Annotated in this window: 11 protein-coding genes and 1 tRNA gene; 6 read left to right on the top strand and 6 right to left on the bottom strand. The window is 54.1% G+C overall.

The genetic code is table 11. The annotated features are described in order from the left end of the window. Positions 1–56 precede the first annotated feature (56 nt). Positions 57–130 (top strand) — tRNA-Val (locus tag H6815_14330). A 41-nt stretch (positions 131–171) separates the two neighbouring features. Here the strand turns inward: H6815_14330 and H6815_14325 are convergent. Then, positions 172–2898 carry a PAS domain S-box protein gene (locus tag H6815_14325; GenBank protein MCB9861617.1) on the bottom strand — a complete coding sequence of 909 codons (2727 nt, stop codon included), beginning with the start codon at positions 2896–2898 and terminating at the stop codon, positions 172–174. Between the two features lie 306 nt (positions 2899–3204). Between H6815_14325 and H6815_14320 the strand changes: the two genes are divergently transcribed. From H6815_14320 to H6815_14305, 4 genes are all read left to right on the top strand, one after another. Further along, entirely contained in the window at positions 3205–4089 is an 885-nt protein-coding gene (locus H6815_14320; GenBank protein ID MCB9861616.1) for a hypothetical protein, read from the top strand. 111 nt (positions 4090–4200) lie between these two features. Further along, positions 4201–4986: a GTP cyclohydrolase I FolE2 gene (locus H6815_14315; GenBank protein MCB9861615.1), complete on the top strand. Its 786-nt coding sequence runs from the start codon at positions 4201–4203 to the stop codon at positions 4984–4986. A gap of 25 nt (positions 4987–5011) precedes the next feature. Beyond that, positions 5012–6895: a 2-oxoacid:acceptor oxidoreductase subunit alpha gene (locus H6815_14310; GenBank protein ID MCB9861614.1), complete on the top strand. Its 1884-nt coding sequence runs from the start codon at positions 5012–5014 to the stop codon at positions 6893–6895. A 26-nt stretch (positions 6896–6921) separates the two neighbouring features. Then, complete coding sequence (locus H6815_14305; GenBank protein MCB9861613.1) at positions 6922–7941, top strand: 2-oxoacid:ferredoxin oxidoreductase subunit beta; 1020 nt, start codon at positions 6922–6924, stop codon at positions 7939–7941. 16 nt (positions 7942–7957) lie between these two features. Here the strand turns inward: H6815_14305 and H6815_14300 are convergent, their stop codons facing one another. Continuing rightward, entirely contained in the window at positions 7958–8647 is a 690-nt protein-coding gene (locus tag H6815_14300) for an MIP family channel protein (GenBank protein MCB9861612.1), read from the bottom strand. 240 nt (positions 8648–8887) lie between these two features. Between H6815_14300 and H6815_14295 the strand changes: the two genes are divergently transcribed. Next, positions 8888–9301, top strand: a complete 414-nt coding sequence (locus tag H6815_14295; protein MCB9861611.1) for a hypothetical protein — start codon at positions 8888–8890, stop codon at positions 9299–9301. A gap of 17 nt (positions 9302–9318) precedes the next feature. Here the strand turns inward: H6815_14295 and H6815_14290 are convergent, their stop codons facing one another. The 4 genes from H6815_14290 to H6815_14275 form a co-directional block, all read right to left on the bottom strand. Then, positions 9319–10506 carry a SpoIIE family protein phosphatase gene (locus H6815_14290; GenBank protein ID MCB9861610.1) on the bottom strand — a complete coding sequence of 396 codons (1188 nt, stop codon included), beginning with the start codon at positions 10504–10506 and terminating at the stop codon, positions 9319–9321. Further along, positions 10503–12710, bottom strand: coding sequence for a response regulator (locus H6815_14285; protein ID MCB9861609.1), 2208 nt, complete (start codon positions 12708–12710; stop codon positions 10503–10505). Before H6815_14285 ends, H6815_14290 begins: the two co-directional genes overlap by 4 nt. 175 nt (positions 12711–12885) lie before the next feature. Continuing rightward, positions 12886–14271: a hypothetical protein gene (locus H6815_14280; GenBank protein ID MCB9861608.1), complete on the bottom strand. Its 1386-nt coding sequence runs from the start codon at positions 14269–14271 to the stop codon at positions 12886–12888. Positions 14272–14393: 122 nt separating this feature from the next. Then, complete coding sequence (locus tag H6815_14275) at positions 14394–16502, bottom strand: 4Fe-4S binding protein (GenBank protein ID MCB9861607.1); 2109 nt, start codon at positions 16500–16502, stop codon at positions 14394–14396. Positions 16503–16592 lie beyond the last annotated feature (90 nt).

The following is a 16592-nucleotide window of genomic DNA, read 5'->3' as shown; positions in this document are numbered from 1 at the left end:
GCCCATTCGCTCCGATCAGGGCTATACTCGTGGCCCTGCCCGATGGGCAGGATTGCGGGCGATTGGCGCAGTTGGCTAGCGCGCCTCGTTGACATCGAGGAGGTCACAGGTTCAAGTCCTGTATCGCCCATTGAGTGACACTGACTCCCTACTTCTCAGACTTCGTCAGAATTACCTTTGATATGAGGATTGCAAGATCCAGCGGCTGCACAGTTCAATCAGCACGATCTTGTCAATAGGCTTTGTAAGATAATCCGAGCATCCAGCATCGGTACAGCGTTTTCTATCCCCGGACATCGCGTGCGCAGTCAGCGCGATGATCGGCAGCAGATACCCCCGCTGTCGAAGCATGCGTGTTGCGTCATACCCGTCCATGACAGGCATTTGCATGTCCATCAGCACAAGATCGAAGGGGTTGCTTGCGCGCTGGCTCTGCACTACAGCATCAACTGCAATCTGTCCATTCTCTGCAATCTCAACATCGGCGCCAGCATGAGCCAAGTGGTATCGCACGAGACGCTGGTTGTCGGCTCCATCCTCTGCGAGCAGAATACGGCAACCAAGCAGTGGTTCCGATTGATCAACATATGATGTTGTGTCCTCAACTGTTTCAAGCAACTGTGACTGTGCCGATCTGTGCTCGTGTGTCGAGTTTGCAAGCATTACGGGCAATGTGAGCTCAAAGGTACTGCCAACGCCATACTCGGATTGAACACGAAGGGATCCGCCGAGAAGCTGGGCAAGTGAGTTGCTGATGCGTAAACCCAGTCCAGTCCCACCAAACTTGCGCGTGGTTGAGCTGTCCGCTTGGGAGAACGCATGGAACCGAGAGATACTTTCGACTTGTTCAGGCGTCATGCCAATACCGGTGTCTTCCACTGAAAATGTGAGCAGGCCGTCTGACTGCGAGTGTGGTGCGTAGCTTATTTTCAGTGAAACTGATCCACGGTCGGTGAACTTCACAGCGTTGCCGAGAAGATTGGAGAGCATCTGGTACACGCGGGTTGGATCAGTCAGCACCTGTGCAGGGATTGGCGTGAGCGATTCAACAAGAAAATCGAGCTGCTTTCTTTCGGCATTCGGCCGCACAATTGCTGTAATATTTTCAACAATCTCTCCAATATCGACTGCAACTCGCTCGATGGTCATGCGACCGACTTCAATCTTTGAAACGTCGAGGATGTCGTTAATGATGTTCAGTAGATGATGAACATTTGATTTGATTGTGTGCAGTGCTTCCTGCGCGAGTTCGGGGTTGTTGGTGTAGGTCTCATCTGATGTGAGTAGATCTGTATATCCAAGAATTGATGTCATCGGAGTACGAATCTCGTGGCTCATGTTTGCCAGGAACTCGCTCTTGACTCTGCTGGCATGCTCGGCGGCTTCGCGTGCATTCTGCAACCCCTTCTCGAATGTGAGACGCTCGCTGATGTCTCGAACAATTGCAACAAAGCGTCCGTGTGACCCGAGGTTTTCGACGAGTTGCAGAGTGACTTCGACTGGGATCCGATGCCCGTCTTTATGGAGATGGTCGGTCCGGAATGTGATTGACGATTCGCGTTTGCTTACAAGTGGATACACATGACGAAGGAAACTCTCCTTGTCGAAGTCTGGTTTGATATCGAGCGGCGTCATGGAGAGCAGTTCGTCTTCTGTGTATCCGACCTGTTCCTGTGCACCTCGGTTTATATAGACAAACTTCAGAGACTGTGCGTCAAAGATGAAGATGCAGTCTGTTGCACTGTCAAGAGCCATAGCGGTCTCCTGCAGTGCCTCCTCGCGTTCACGGTTTCGTGTAATATCTGTTCGGACGGCGCAGTATCCAGTAATGCTGTTTTCGTTGTCGAACATCGGTGTAATCGATGTGTCAACCCAGTACAATGAGCCGTCCTTCCGTCTGTTGCACACTTCGGCTCGCCATGTGCTTCCATTGGCGAAGGTGCGCCATGCTTCAACCCAGAACGACTTTGGGTGCTTGCCTGAGTTAAGGATTCGATGGTTCCTACCAACCAACTCCTCTCGGCTATACCCGCTGATTTGGCAGAACAAATCGTTTACTTCTGTGATGGTGCCACGCACATCGGTCATTGCGACAATCGAATGGTGGTCGATGGCGGTTTGATATGCAGCCAGACGTTCCCTTGCCTCGTCTGCGCTCTGTTTTGCGATATGTAAATCATTTTCGGCCGATGTCATCGCACGCGCAAGTCGCCGTGCATATGACACAATGGCGATGATCATGATCAGCAGCCATCCAGCGGTGATGTATTCTACGGTCTGGATAATGTTGTTCCGCTCAAGCTGATCCTGCTGGTATTCCCCAATACGCTTCACGCACATGGCTTCGAGTGCATCGAGCGATCGCAGAAATCTTGCTGTGGTGCGATCGAACTCAGACATAGCGATGCCTGCTGCGGCTGGACCGTTGTCATGAAATATACTCAGAACACGCTGTCCGGATACTTCCAGTTCGTTGAGTGCATCAGCGACTCTATCCAACGCTAGTGCAAACGCTGCAGCGTGCTGCTGGCTTTCTTTGTTTCCGCGGTGGATTTTTGCGTGTAAGGCATTGTGAAGGGCGCCTGCCTTGTTGCGGAGCGTTGCTATTTCGTGTGAAAAGCTATCGGAGTTCGGAACTCTTGCGGAGTGCCCAAAGAGATCATTGATGATGACATTGACCGCTGATGTTGTGTTGCGTGCATCGGCAATGTCATTGATTCTTTGTGAAAGTGTTGATGTTGCCTGAACCGAGGATTTGTAGAGCGAACTGAGCCAGTAGTTCAATGTCAGACTGCCGAGGACGACACTTACATCAATGGCTGCGAGAACCAGATAGACCAGATGCCATCGTACATGCCTGTGGGCACGTTGTGTGTGGGTTCTTCTTTGGCTGCCCACTTGTATGTGTTTGGTTCTTGGGTTGGAAGATTGTGGCACGCAGGTGGTATCGGGCAGTCGAAAAAATGCGCCCTGCTTGCGCTATGGATTTGAAGAGAGTTCCGAACAAAGCGAGTAGGTGCGACGAAAAACGACATCTTCACAACCCAGGTCGGGTGTAGTTGTTTTCGGCGCTGACAAATCTCGAATAAGTGACGAGTTTGTCGGAAAGACAGACGGAGTTTGGTGGGGTTCAGCCATAGGATTACTGGCAGGAGTATTGAAAGACACTAAATGGTGCGTACAAAGCCCAAACGGAGCATGAGAATGGGAAGATGGATATGGATTCTGGTATGCCTTCTGGCACTTGGTCCGCTCGCTGGCAGAATCACCATGATGCATCATGCGGTTGACGGCTCCAGCAATGCGACACTGCTGGCTGGCGGCTCCATATTCATGGGGGTTGCTGTGCTGGTTGTTGTAGTCTTGATTGCAGTTGCTGCGGCAGGGATTGGTGCCAGATTTGTTGATGCGACAACTGGTTGCCTTGCGGGTGCATCTATCTTTGGATGGGCGGCATGGAGTTCAGGCCAGGTCGATGCTGTCCTGCGAATGAAGGGTGGGGGTGCGCTGTGGGTGCTGTGTATTGAATCTCTACTCCTCGGACTCGCTGTCATTGCTGTTGTGGTTGTGAGCGTGATAGTGCAGCCGTCTACTGAAGTGCAGCGAGCACGTCACAAGAACAGACCATTTATTCCTGCCGACTTTGGTGATCTTGCACGGATTCAGGCACTCCGTCTTGATGCACCCGCACAGATTGCGATTGCTGCTGGCGCTGCGATTGTGCTCGGTGCTGCAAACGCATTCTTCTTTGCGTCGGAGTTTCATCATGGGCAGGGTGTTGCTGCAGCAATGTTTGCGGCAGTATTTGGTGTAGGGGTCGCTCGTATTCTTGTGCCGAAGTGTCCAGTTGTTGTTCCTGTTGCCGGTTTGGTTGTGCTCGCTGTTGTTGTGTTTGTCGTTGCAGGCGTTATGCACGGTTCCAAGGTGATGGAAGCAATTGCTAGTGGTGGGTACGTCAGATTTGCGCGACCAGCACCCCTTGACTGGGCGGCGGGATTGTGCCTGGGGATTCCGATGGGGCGGGCGTTCGGTGACAGCTTTGGACCAAAGGAACACGTAGCGTCTTCGTCATCACCCGCAGGAGTGTGATCATTCTAGTCACAATCCCGGCCTTGCATGAATCGAAGCGCTGTACCTATGCGAATCCGCGGATACAGCGGAGGGAGATTAATGGATCAGATCCAGACAACTGAAAAGGCAATGCCCGATGTGCAGGCATCGCGGGATGCAAGAAATGTTGCAATCGATCGCGTTGGAGTGAAGGCTGTGACCTACCCGATGCGTTTGCGTCAACCGGATGGTGGCGAGCAGACAACGGTTGCATCGATTAACATGTACGTTGCGCTGCCGCACTACCAGAAGGGCACGCATATGAGCCGGTTTATGGAGGTGCTCAACGAGCACGCCAACGAACCGCTGCGTCCAGATCAGATCCCTGCCGTGACAGATGCGATTCGTCAGCGGCTCGATGCCAAGGAAGCTCACTTTGAAGCGGAGTTCACATACTTCATCAAGAAGCCCGCTCCCGTGACCGGCATGATGGCACTGATGGACTATCGCGTGAAGTTCCTGTGCACAGCCAACTGCGAAACAGATTTCCAGATGAGCGTGCGAGCACCCGCGACGAGCCTGTGCCCGTGCTCCAAGGAGATCAGTGAGTACGGCGCACATAACCAGCGATGTGAGATCGAGGCGCAGGTTCGATTCAATGAGTCGATGTGGATCGAGGATCTTGCCAAGCATCTGGAACAGGCGGCCTCATGCCCTGTGTTTGCAATCCTGAAGCGACCCGACGAGAAGTACGTCACCGAAGCTGCGTACGACAATCCCAAGTTCGTGGAGGACATCGTGCGCGATCTTGCGATTCTTCTCGACGACGACGAACGTGTTGTGACATATTCCATCAGTTCTGAGAACTTCGAGTCGATCCACAATCACAACGCGTTCGCTGAGCTTGCGCGTGATAAACGCGACGCATCGCACTGATTTTAGATTGGAACCTCGCACAGATATGAGTGACACGCACGCCGAGCCGACCAGACTTGCAGAAGCCGTTGTTCGTTTCTGCGGCGATTCCGGCGATGGGATGCAGCTCGCCGGCGGACAGTTCGCCGACACGTCCGCGATCTATGGGAACGACTTTGCGACGTTCCCCGATTTCCCTGCCGAGATCCGCGCACCGAGAGGCACGACATTTGGCGTGTCTGGTTTCCAGATTCACTTTTCGGATCACGATATCTTCACACCGGGCGATGCTGTGCAGACGCTCGTTGCGATGAACCCTGCGGGGTTCAAGACGAACATCGATGATGTCGAGTCCGGCGGGACAGTAATTGTGGACGAGGACGAGTTCACGTCGACAGGTCTGACAAAGTGCGGGTATCCCAAGGATTACAATCCGCTCGATGACGATGCGGTGATCCAGAAGTATCGCATCATCAAGGTGCCCATCAGCAGGCTCACGCGCGAGTCGCTTGCAACGTCAGATCTTGGCGCTAAGGCAATCGATCGTTGCCGGAACATGTACGCGCTCGGGATCGTGTACTGGCTGTACGATCGCCCGCTCGAGCCGACAATCCGGTTTCTTGAACGCACTTTCTCCGAACGAAAGAAGCAACCCGAGATAGCTGATCTGAATATCCGAGCGCTCAAGGCAGGGTACTACTTCGGAGAAACAGCAGAACTCTGGCAGCAGCGCCATCGCGTTGTTGCAGCACCGCAGCAGGCGGGCACGTACCGGCGCATCAGTGGAAATGAAGCGGTCGTGCTCGGGTTTGTCACCGCTGCGCACAAGGCTGGCAAGTCACTGACGTACGCGAGCTATCCCATCACACCCGCGTCGGACATTATCCACGGACTGTCGCGACTGAAACAGTTCGGTGTGCGCACATTCCAGGCGGAGGATGAGATAGCAGCGGTGTGCGCCGCGATCGGCGCAAGCTTCGCGGGTGACATTGGTGTCACCGGAACCTCTGGTCCTGGTCTTGCGCTGAAGGGGGAGGCGCTCGGGCTCGCGGTGATGATGGAACTGCCATTGGTTGTTGTTGATGTGCAGCGCGCAGGTCCATCAACGGGCATGCCGACAAAGACGGAGCAGGCCGATCTGTTTCAGGCGATGTACGGCAGGTCTGGCGAGAGCCCGTGCATCGTGCTTGCACCATGTACACCATCGGACTGCTTTACGATGGCAATCGAAGCGGTGCGTCTCGCGACAGCGCACATGTGCCCGGTGATTCTGCTCTCAGATGCGTACATCGCAAATGGTGCCGAGCCGTGGCGCGTGCCCGATCTCGGTGACATTCCATCGATCGATGTGCAGCATCCAGCAGCGGATGAGAACGCAAACGAGTTTCATCCGTACGACCGAATCAATGAAAACCTTGCACGTCCGTGGGCGATTCCCGGAACGCCCGGTCTTGAGCATCGGCTTGGCGGTCTCGAAAAGCAGGCTGTGACGGGAAGTGTTTCGTACGATCCCGACAATCACGACGCGATGCTGAAGCTTCGCGCCGACAAGGTGCAGCGTGCAGCAAAGTCGATCCCTCCGGTCGAGGTGTACGGCGATCAGTCAGGCGAGATGCTCGTGCTCGGATGGGGCGGGACATACGGGTCGCTGCGCACCGCGGTGGATCAGCTCCGTGCGTGCGGCGCGTCGGTCAGTCTCGCGCATCTTCGGTACCTGCACCCGTTCCCTTCGAACCTTGGCGATGTGCTCAAGCGATTCGAGCGTGTTGTTGTGCCGGAAATTAATCTGGGGCAGCTCAGCCGCGTGATCCGCGCCGAGTTCCTTTTTGATGCGGTTCCGATCAACAGCGCCCGCGGCAGACCGCTTGGCGTTGAGATGCTGGTTGAAGAGATTGCTGCGATCATGAACAGTGGGGAGGTGCTGGCGTGATCTCAGAGATGAAACAGAACGGCAGCATGCCACTGCCCACGTACACACCGAAGGACTTTGCAACCGATCAGGACGTTCGCTGGTGCCCCGGGTGTGGCGACTACGCTGTGCTTACCGCAGTGCGCAAGGCGTTACCGAAGCTCGGCCATCGCAGGGAAGACTATGTGTTCGTATCCGGTATCGGATGCGCAGCACGCTTCCCGTACTACATGAACACGTATGGACTGCACACCATCCACGGTAGATCACTTGCGGTCGCAACCGGGATCAAACTCGCCAACCCGGAACTACAGATCTGTGTCGTGTCGGGTGATGGCGACCTCTTCTCGATCGGCGGCAACCACACGATTCATGCGATGCGCCGCAATGTTGATCTCACGGTTCTGCTCCTGAACAACAGGATCTACGGCCTGACGAAGGGGCAATATTCACCGACGAGCGAGCAGGGCAAGGTGACAAAGTCATCGCCGATGGGCTCGCCCGATTTTCCAGTGAATCCAATCGCGCTCGCGGTTGCGTCCGGATGCACGTTGATCGCGCGGACAATCGATGTCGACATGAAGCATTTCGATGCGGTGTATGTTCGTGCGATGGAGCACAAGGGGACATCGTTTGTCGAGGTGTACCAGGACTGCAATATCTTCAACCACAAGGCGTGGTTCTACGCGTCACAGAAGGAATCAAAGTTTGATGCCACCGTTGTCGTTGAGCATGGCAAGCCGTTGATCTTCGGGAAGGATCGCGACAAGGGGATCCGTCTTCGCAATGGCTCGCCCGAGGTTGTGACAATCGGTCACGGTGTTTCGGAAGCCGATCTACTCGTTCACGATGAGACGGATCGGACGCTCGCATTTGTCTATTCGCAGATGGCACATCCCGAGTTTCCCGAGCCGATCGGTGTGCTCTATGCGGAAACGGGCAAGCCGACCTACGACGAGCTTGTGCACGAGCAGATCCACGCTGCACGCGAACAGCGCAAGGGAACAGAAGCGGAGGCGCTCCAGCAACTGCTGCATGGTGCCGAGACGTGGACAGTGGAACAGTAAGGAAGTATGAAAGCAGCTATTCTCTTGGTGGAGAGTACACGAGCTTCCAGAGCGGTACCGCGATAACTGCACCAAGGATCGGAGCAACAAGATAGATCCAGAGTGATTCCAGATGCCCCGCAACAAGCGCAGGGCCGAGTGATCGCGCAGGGTTCATGGATGCGCCGCAGGTTGGACCTGCGAACAGTGCTTCCAGACCAACCGTGCCGCCGATCGCAATACCAGCCATCAGTCCTTGTTCCTTTGATCCTGTTGCGACGCACAGAATCACGAACATGAGAATACAAGTGAGCACGATCTCAAAGAGAAACGACTGCATCACAGAACCCGATGGAAGTGTGAGCCCGTAGGTTGGGGAAACGCCCTCGGGGAATGTGCTGCTTGGATACAGGAAAACAAGCAGCAGTGAAGCGAGACACGCCCCCGCGCACTGCGCGATGATGTATGGGAGCGCGTCCCTGGCCTGGAATTTTCCTGCAACAATAAACGCGATCGTGACGGCGGGGTTGATGTGGGCGCCGGACTTCTCACCAATCGCGTAGATCATCGCCATCACTATGAGCCCGAACACGAGAGCGACACCGACGTGTGTCACAGCGCCCTGTGAAGTCGCATTTGCGATAATCGCCCCTGCACCTGCAAAGACCAGACAGAAGGTGCCGAAGGCTTCAGCGACGGATCGCTGGGCGATAGTGTGTTGGGACATGCAGTACCTCGTACGAGGGTGAATCTTGATATTTGGTCCGAAAAGCGAAAAAAATCATATTCGTATGGGATACTCAGCCCTGTTTTCCGCGTGTAAATATAAGAGCTGGTCCACGTATGTACTGAAATCTGCGACCATTGGCCGTTGATTTAGTGTCAAGGCGCTCGCAAGCTCAGCCGGGACCATGTATACTGAACCATCGGTTGAGTTCAGCCGTTCGAGTCCTGTTTGGAGATTACCATGAGAATTGCATCCTTCGTCACATGTCTCCTCGGTTCGGCTTCGCTGGCCTTGGCTCAATCGGGCGGCGGGTTTGATCTGACATGGTCCACGATCGACTGTGGTGGAGCAGGCTCAAACAACCCCAGCACGGGTGGGAACTTTTCACTCATGGGCACGATCGGTCAGCATGATGTCGGTGTGATGTCGGGCGGGAACTTTGAACTGTCCGGCGGGTTCTGGGCAGGTGTTGGTGGAGACCAGCCGTGCTACGCCGATTGTGACGGTAGCGGCACATTGAACATCTTCGATTATATTTGCTTTGGCAATGCGTACTCAACCAGCGATCCGTACGCGGACTGTGACGGGAGTGGCGTGCTGAACATCTTTGATTACATCTGCTTCGGCAACGAGTACGCCTCTGGCTGCCCGTAACTTCACGGAGTCATAACTTATTGGTTGATCTCAATCGCGATAACAGAGATGTCATCGCTTTTACCTTGATGATTCCACGCAATGATGTGCTCGCTGATTCGGTCGAGCGTACCGGTCAGGTGTATGCCTGCGCAGTTCTGGATAAGGGCTTTGAGATTGTCATCGCCGAAGAGTGTCCCGTCGGGGGCTCTCAACTCGGGTAAGCCATCTGAGAAAATGAACAAGCGTGTTCCGGGCGAGAGGGTTTTCGTCCATGCATTGTACATTGGCTCCTTCACGACACCGATCGGTAAGCCGGACCCCTCCCACACCTGCGCCTGACCAGCAGCGTCGACGTGCATTGGCGGTGGATGTGCCGCGAGCGTGTAGGTGATGCTTCGCTGTTGTGTGTTGATGACACCGTAGAACAATGTAAAGAACTGGTTTGATCCTGACAGCATTGGGAATCTTGTATTGAGTGTGGCTGCAACCTCAACGGGGTCGAGAAGGTTCATGCTACCGATGCTGGAGGTAGGTGAGAGTGCGTGCATGACAGCGACCGATAGCAGTGAGGCGCTTACGCCGTGACCAACAACGTCGAGCACATAGACTCCCACATTGTGCTCATCGATCTGAAAGATGTTCAGTGCATCGCCAGCAAGCCGATCGCACGGCTGGTACATCCACTGGATCTGCACCGGTCCGAATGCGAGAGTTTCAGCCGGAAGAAGTGCTCTCTGGATCTGTTCGGCTGCAATGAGGTCCTGCTGCATGCGATTGTTTGCATGGAGCAGTTGGGCGTTCTGATGATCCAGTTTTCGTTGCAACTGCACAATGGTCAAATGGGTGCGCACTCTTGCGATGACCTCATCGGCTTTGAATGGTTTGCTGACATAGTCAACCGCGCCGGTTGTCAGACCTCGCACCTTGTCGTCGGTGTCATCGAGTGCCGAGAGAAAGATAACAGCGATATCCCTGGTTGCAGGGTTTTCTTTCAACTGTCTGCATGTTTCGAACCCGTCTATACCAGGCGGCATCATGATGTCGAGCAGGATCAGACTGGGTTGTGATTCCTGTGCAACTCGAATCGCGGATACGCCATCTCTCGCAACGAGGAGATCATGGCCCAAACTGGAGAGTGTTTGAAAGAGCACCTGCAGATTTGTCGGGTTGTCATCGACAAGCAGGATGCGTTCTTTCTCTGGATGTGGTTTGCTTTGTGTCATGCGTCACTACCTGAAGCAACGAGCCGTTGTGCCAATGTCGCCAGCCCGTCGAAGTCAAAGTTTCTCGCGAGTATTGCTATCTGCTCCGCCAGTGGCTTTGTGTCAGGGTGTGATCGCAATGACTCGGTGATCTGTTGGATTGCGGTAAAGTTGCTGTGCTGGACTGCAGTTGCGAGCTTTTGCGCAACGTCCGGGTCAACAGTTGCAAATGCGTTGTCAGTCAATTGAGATGACGCTTGGGGCTCAGAAGTGGCAGATGAATGCGATGATTCTGTTTCCCAGATCACATCAAGGTGCTTGTCAATTATTGTAAAAAGCTCGGTTGCTCTGAACGGTTTGCCGAGAAAATCGTTGAATCCCTCCTCAAACGCTCGCTCGCGGAAATGCGGAAAAACGCTCGCAGTAACAGCCACAACAGGGATATGCTGCAATGCGGAGTCCTTCCTGATTGCTCGGACAGCGTCGATCCCGTCGAGCACCGGCATGCGCACATCCATGAGGACGAGCGACACATCATGTGATTGCATCTGCTCGAGTGCTTCCTGCCCGTTTTCAGCTTCGATGGTTTCAAACCCTGCTGCTTCAAGTAACTGGACGAGAATGTGCCGATTGTGATCTCGATCATCCGCAACCAGCACAAGAAAGGACTGCTTTGGATCTTCTGCCAGCCGATGGGTGTCACCAAGCAGTGGGACAGTTGCTGCTGTGTCAGGATCGACCTCTTCGTAGGGGATCTCAAGTGTAAATGTGCTGCCCTTACCCGGCTCACTTGTGACACTCACACTTCCGCCCATGCGATCTGCGATCTGTCTGCTTATAGCAAGCCCGAGACCAGTGCCCTCCTCGTGTTTGCCTGCCTCGTCCTGTTTGAATGGCTCAAAGATCAGATCCTGCGCTTTGGAATCAATACCAACACCCGTATCAATAATATCGAATCTCAGATGTGTATTTGACGGATATACCCGGAGAGTGACGATGCCCTGAGAAGTGAACTTGATGGCATTGCCGAGCAGGTTGAGCAGTATCTGTCTCAGCTTCGTTGCATCAGCAAGTATCGCAGGGGGAGAGTTTGGTGCGACATCCAACACGAACGCAAGATGCTTTGCGACAGCTCGCGGGCGCACAATATCTGAAACATCATGGATAAGCTGGTTGAGATCGCACGGGTGCGGGGCAAGTTCGAGCTTGCCTGCTTCGATCTTGGAGATATCGAGCACGTCATTGATGAGCGTCAGCAGATGCTCGCCACAACTGACAATCGACGAGATATTTTCACGCTGTGATTGGGAGATACCGGGGTCCCGCTGAAGTATCTGCGCGTATCCAAGCACGCCATTCAACGGTGTACGGAGTTCATGGCTCATGTTTGAGATGAACCGGCTCTTTGCACGATTTGCTTCTTCGGCAAGTTCCTTGTGTTCGAGCGCTTCGGTTGTTCGATCCTGCACGCGCTGCTCAAGTGAGGCGTTCAGTTCTTCCAGTGATGATGTTGTGTTCTTCAGTCGACGCACAAAGAGTGTGAGCAGCGAGATACCGATAGCGGCAAGCATGCCCGTGATAATCCATGCGCCTCGCAGGCTGTGTGCAGCTTCCTGCTCAATGCGTTCGAGCGGGAGTGATACCTCGAACACGCCTCGAATATCACCTGCCTCCCAACCTCGTTTGGGTGAATCGGGGTGCTCGTTGTGACACCCCACGCAACTTTCGGATAACTTGTCAGCAACGGCGTATCGAAAAACACGTGTTCCCGATTGCGTATCGATCTCAAAGAACGGTTTGTCAGGAGTCTTCTGAAAGGAGGCCCATGCTCGCCTTGCAAAGTTATCCTGCAAGCCGCCGGTCTCAGCTCGCCAAGGGAACGGGTACGGACTGTACAGCTTCGCGCTGCCGCTCTGCGTTAGCTTGCTCAACTCATCGCCGAGCATCATGCTGAATGTTGCGGGAAGCGGGACGCTGTTATTCACGTGAACGAAATCGTGCGTTGCACTCATGCCAGCCGCTTGAGCTCGTGAGACAATCTCACGTGAGTAAAGGGTTCGCATGGTGCGTATTGCATCGGATAAGAAAGCGGCGTCTTCTGATGCGTTTGAGGTGATGAGCGATCTCGAGAGTGAGTTCATCTGCCATGCCGTGATTCCAGCAACAAGCAGGCTGAGAATCACAATGAGAAGCACCGAATGTCGCAGGATGAGTCGCCAGAACACGTTGGATCTCCAAATTAGCAGAATGCAGACAGGATGCGTACGTCTGGGTATCGGCTCGGGACACGACGACTCACTATACCGCAAAGAACAAGGGCGTGGGAGCCGAAGCAGCCACGCCCTTGCCAGTTCTGTGATCCGGACTCATGCAATGATGGGCCGGACTCAGGGTTTGAAATTACGGGCAACCAGCAGCATAGGAGTTGCCGTAGCAGATGTAATCGAACACATCCAGGCTGCCACTGCCGTCGCAGTCAGCATATGGATCGTTGGCTGCGTAGGCATTGCCGAAGCAGATGTAATCGAAGATGTTCAATGCACCGCTTCCATCGCAATCAGCATAGCAGGGTTGTGACTCGGGCAACTGGACAGCGAATGTCACATCGCTGGGTGTGCCGGGCTTGAACAGTTCAAGAGTGGCTGTACCGCTTGTTGGAGCAGCATCTGCATCGAACGCGAAGGTGTACAGCGTGCCCCAGCGAAGTGCATTGGCCCATTCGTTCTGTGCAAAGGTTTGGGTGCAGGACCATGTGATGCCTGTGCCATCAATGGTTGTATCCCAATCTGTTCCGTCGATCGGTTCGCCAGAATGGTAGTTGATGTCATGGAAGTATGCGTTTTCCTTTGAGACGCTGCTGCCAACCGGGATGTGGAGTGCTGCACCGCAACGATCAGATGTCTGGTTCTCGATTGCGTAGATGTAACGGTACATGCCATTGCCGAGATCAACGACATTGGACCCGACGTAGAAACGACCTTCATTGGGCACATCGACAACTTCGATCTGCACGTTTGGATCGACTTCCTGCCATGCGTACAGCGCGACCTTCTCGCGATGTGTTGAATGGCCCAAAATGAAGTCAATATCGAAGCTCGTTGTCCCGCTGACAGCAACGCGACGGTACGACGTGTTGTTGTTCTGGTTTCCTGCTGCAGCATCGTCGGCTGTGACGTACTGACCTTCGACAAAGTAGACTGCACCGCTGTTCAATGCGGGATCAAGATCGCTGTCCTGTACCTGGATACGACGGCTGAGGTTGTCAGAGATTGGTCCCTGGAAAGGAGGATAGGTGTAAAAGCCTGTATAGGGGTTTACCTGATAACGTGGGCCCAAACGATTTGTTGTATGGGAGCCGTTGAGGCTTGCTGAGTATGGATCTGAGCAACCAACGCCGAGTGCTGTGCCGTTGGGGTTTGCGTTACATGACTGGCACAGGCTCTGCTGAAGCGCAGTGAAACCATGCTTGAGCCAACTCAGACCGATCTGTTCGATCATGCCGTCCTTGACTCGGTACATGTTCTGGCCGATGACAGGATGCTCATTATTGCTGGCGATCCACTTCAGAGGATCTGTACCAACATTGCACGAGACTGTTCCGACTGAAAACGCGGTGACACCGTTGATGCTTGTCCAGCGCCTCAGATCGTGAAGATCGCCGACGATCACGTCGGGGTTTGTTCCGTCGAGTGCAGCCGAGTAGTCACCCTCAAACATGGTTTGGGCGTTCACTGTGGATGCAGCGAGCAGACCAAGAGCGGATGCTGTGATCAGTTTTTTCAGCACGATGTGATTCTCCGTTCTGTGGATGAAAAAATGCCGGAAACAACGCCGGCTACCGGTTCCGATGCCTGACAGCATCCGAGACATGTACTTTACACGATCCTGACGATGGTGTAAACGCTTTTCTACCTGTTGTTGGAATCTTCGTGGGTGTTGTGCTGGATAGTCAGTTCTCGGACCTGTTTTCGAAGCATTTCGGCTCTGGATATGTTGCCGGTTGCTTCGAGAACATCGGCGAGCGTTGTGAGCATCAATGGGTTCTCTGGTGCCAGTTGAGCAGCATTCTCAAAGTGTGACAGCGCTGGCTCAATCTGTTGTTTGCTTGAGTACAGCATGCCCAGCATGAACTCGTATTCAGCCTGCTTCGGAGATGATTGCAACTTCGCTTCAAGCAGAGAAATCACCTCATCGACCTCGCCAAGTTGTGCAAGCACTTCAGCAGCAGGACCGACGGACGATATGTCTGACGCAGGATCCTGCAGGACATGGCGGAGGCGCTGCACTGCTGCATCCCGTTTGCCTGCGCGTGCATCAATCTGTGCAAGCAGCACCTGGAGTTGCAGCAGATTTGGATTGGCTTCTCCAACCCTCGCGAGCATCTGCTGGCGCTCTGTATCAGAGGCACCTCTCGCACGCATCACGTGCAGGATCGACTCAACAAGTTCCATATCTGCATTGTCATGAAGAGCAACCTGTGCCAAGAGTTGTTCTGCTCTGTCAAACTCCGCATTGACACAGTACATCCATGCAAGGCGCACGCGTTCTCCGCCACGATACGCCCAGCCAATTCCACCATCTGCAAATGGAGCCGACAGTGAAGCATGCCGGATCGCCCGAGTTGCATGAGTCTGTACATCATTCGATGGTGTGTAACCTGCTGCGAACACCGTTTCTGCTGGGACAGCAAGTGATGCATCTATCAGGTTGAACTGCCAGCGATGATACTTGATGAATCCTGACCACACAGCCGACATTGCTACAAGCAGCACAATGCCACAGAACACGACACCCGAGCTGGTGAAGCGTCCTCTCTTGCGCAGTTGCCATCGATGCAAGCGAACATTCTGGGTTCGTGCTGCCTGCCAGAGTTTCCATGTCAGAAAAGTAGCAATAGCAGATGTTCCACCAGCCATGAGCAATGGTACAAGGTTGAACATACCACGGAACGCAAACAGATATGCAAAGAACATCGCGCCGAAGACAAGTTCTTCGGTCATGGACAGATCGTAAAGATGTGATCGTCTTTGGCGGCGTTGCTTTCGTAATTCTGTGTTTTTCGCTTTGGTGAGGACAGCGGGCTTTGCAAAGCTGAATGAGAGCGCGTTCTTGGGACACACGCTCACACAGTCGAGGCATTTCATACACCCCGGGTTCACAACTGCGCCGTACTCGTGGACTTCCTCGTGCACACGCACGTTCGATGTGCACACTGCGGTGCAGTGTCCACACTGTTCACAGTTGTCATTGACAACGATGCGCCCGATGGAGACTCTGTCTATAGGTCCGAAGAATCCGCCATACGGACATGCGTACGTACAGAAACCCTTCGCACCGAGAAAGTACACGCAGCCCAAGCTGCACGCGATGAGGAATGGCACCGCAATATACCACGGCGGGAATGTCGCCCAGAAATCATTGACAACAAACGCGGTCGAGAACCCGTGCAGAGGCGCCGATCGTCCCATCCAGATCGGCATGTCCTTTGAGAGCCCAAACCAGCCTGCAACTGTGGGGTAGTAGGGTGTGAGCACGTCTCGATGAAACACCGGCCAGACAAACATGTACAACCCGAGAAACACCGGCATGAACACAAGCAAACGCGTCCGCCACGGCTTGGGCCTGAACCGGAACTTCTTCATGATGTGCGACGAGAGGTCCTGCAGCGCAACGACGTGGCACGCCCATCCGCAGAAGAATCGGCCGAAGATCAGCGTTGAAACGAGAGCAGCAACAAAGAACACGAACCCGGTGTTCACGGCACCCTCGCGCAGTGTCTCCATCGATTCGCTCGGCTCAACCGGCGAGAGTGTCATGCCGGTAATGAGCCACTGAATCACGTGAGCGACGATGAACAGATGCACGAGAATCAGCACAATCGCGCGTCGCGTCGCGTTCTTTGACGGCTTGACCTCGTGCGTTGTGCATGTTCGATCTGATGGAAGCACCGGCAACGACAGTGAGCCGGCAGGTGTGCCTGACGAGGGTCCTGATGCTTTCTTTGCTGAAGCAGGCATGTGTCTCCAGTGTATGGTCCCTGTGTGGTATTGCGAGCGTACTGATATCGGCTGATTGCAGAACAATCGTTCTGCCTGCGGTGTCGTTGG

Source organism: Phycisphaeraceae bacterium (genome assembly GCA_020639155.1).
Taxonomy (GTDB): Bacteria; Planctomycetota; Phycisphaerae; order Phycisphaerales; family UBA1924; genus JACKHF01.
The sequence above is the reverse complement of the archived record's forward strand: the minus strand, read 5'-3'. Positions and strand labels throughout refer to the sequence as shown.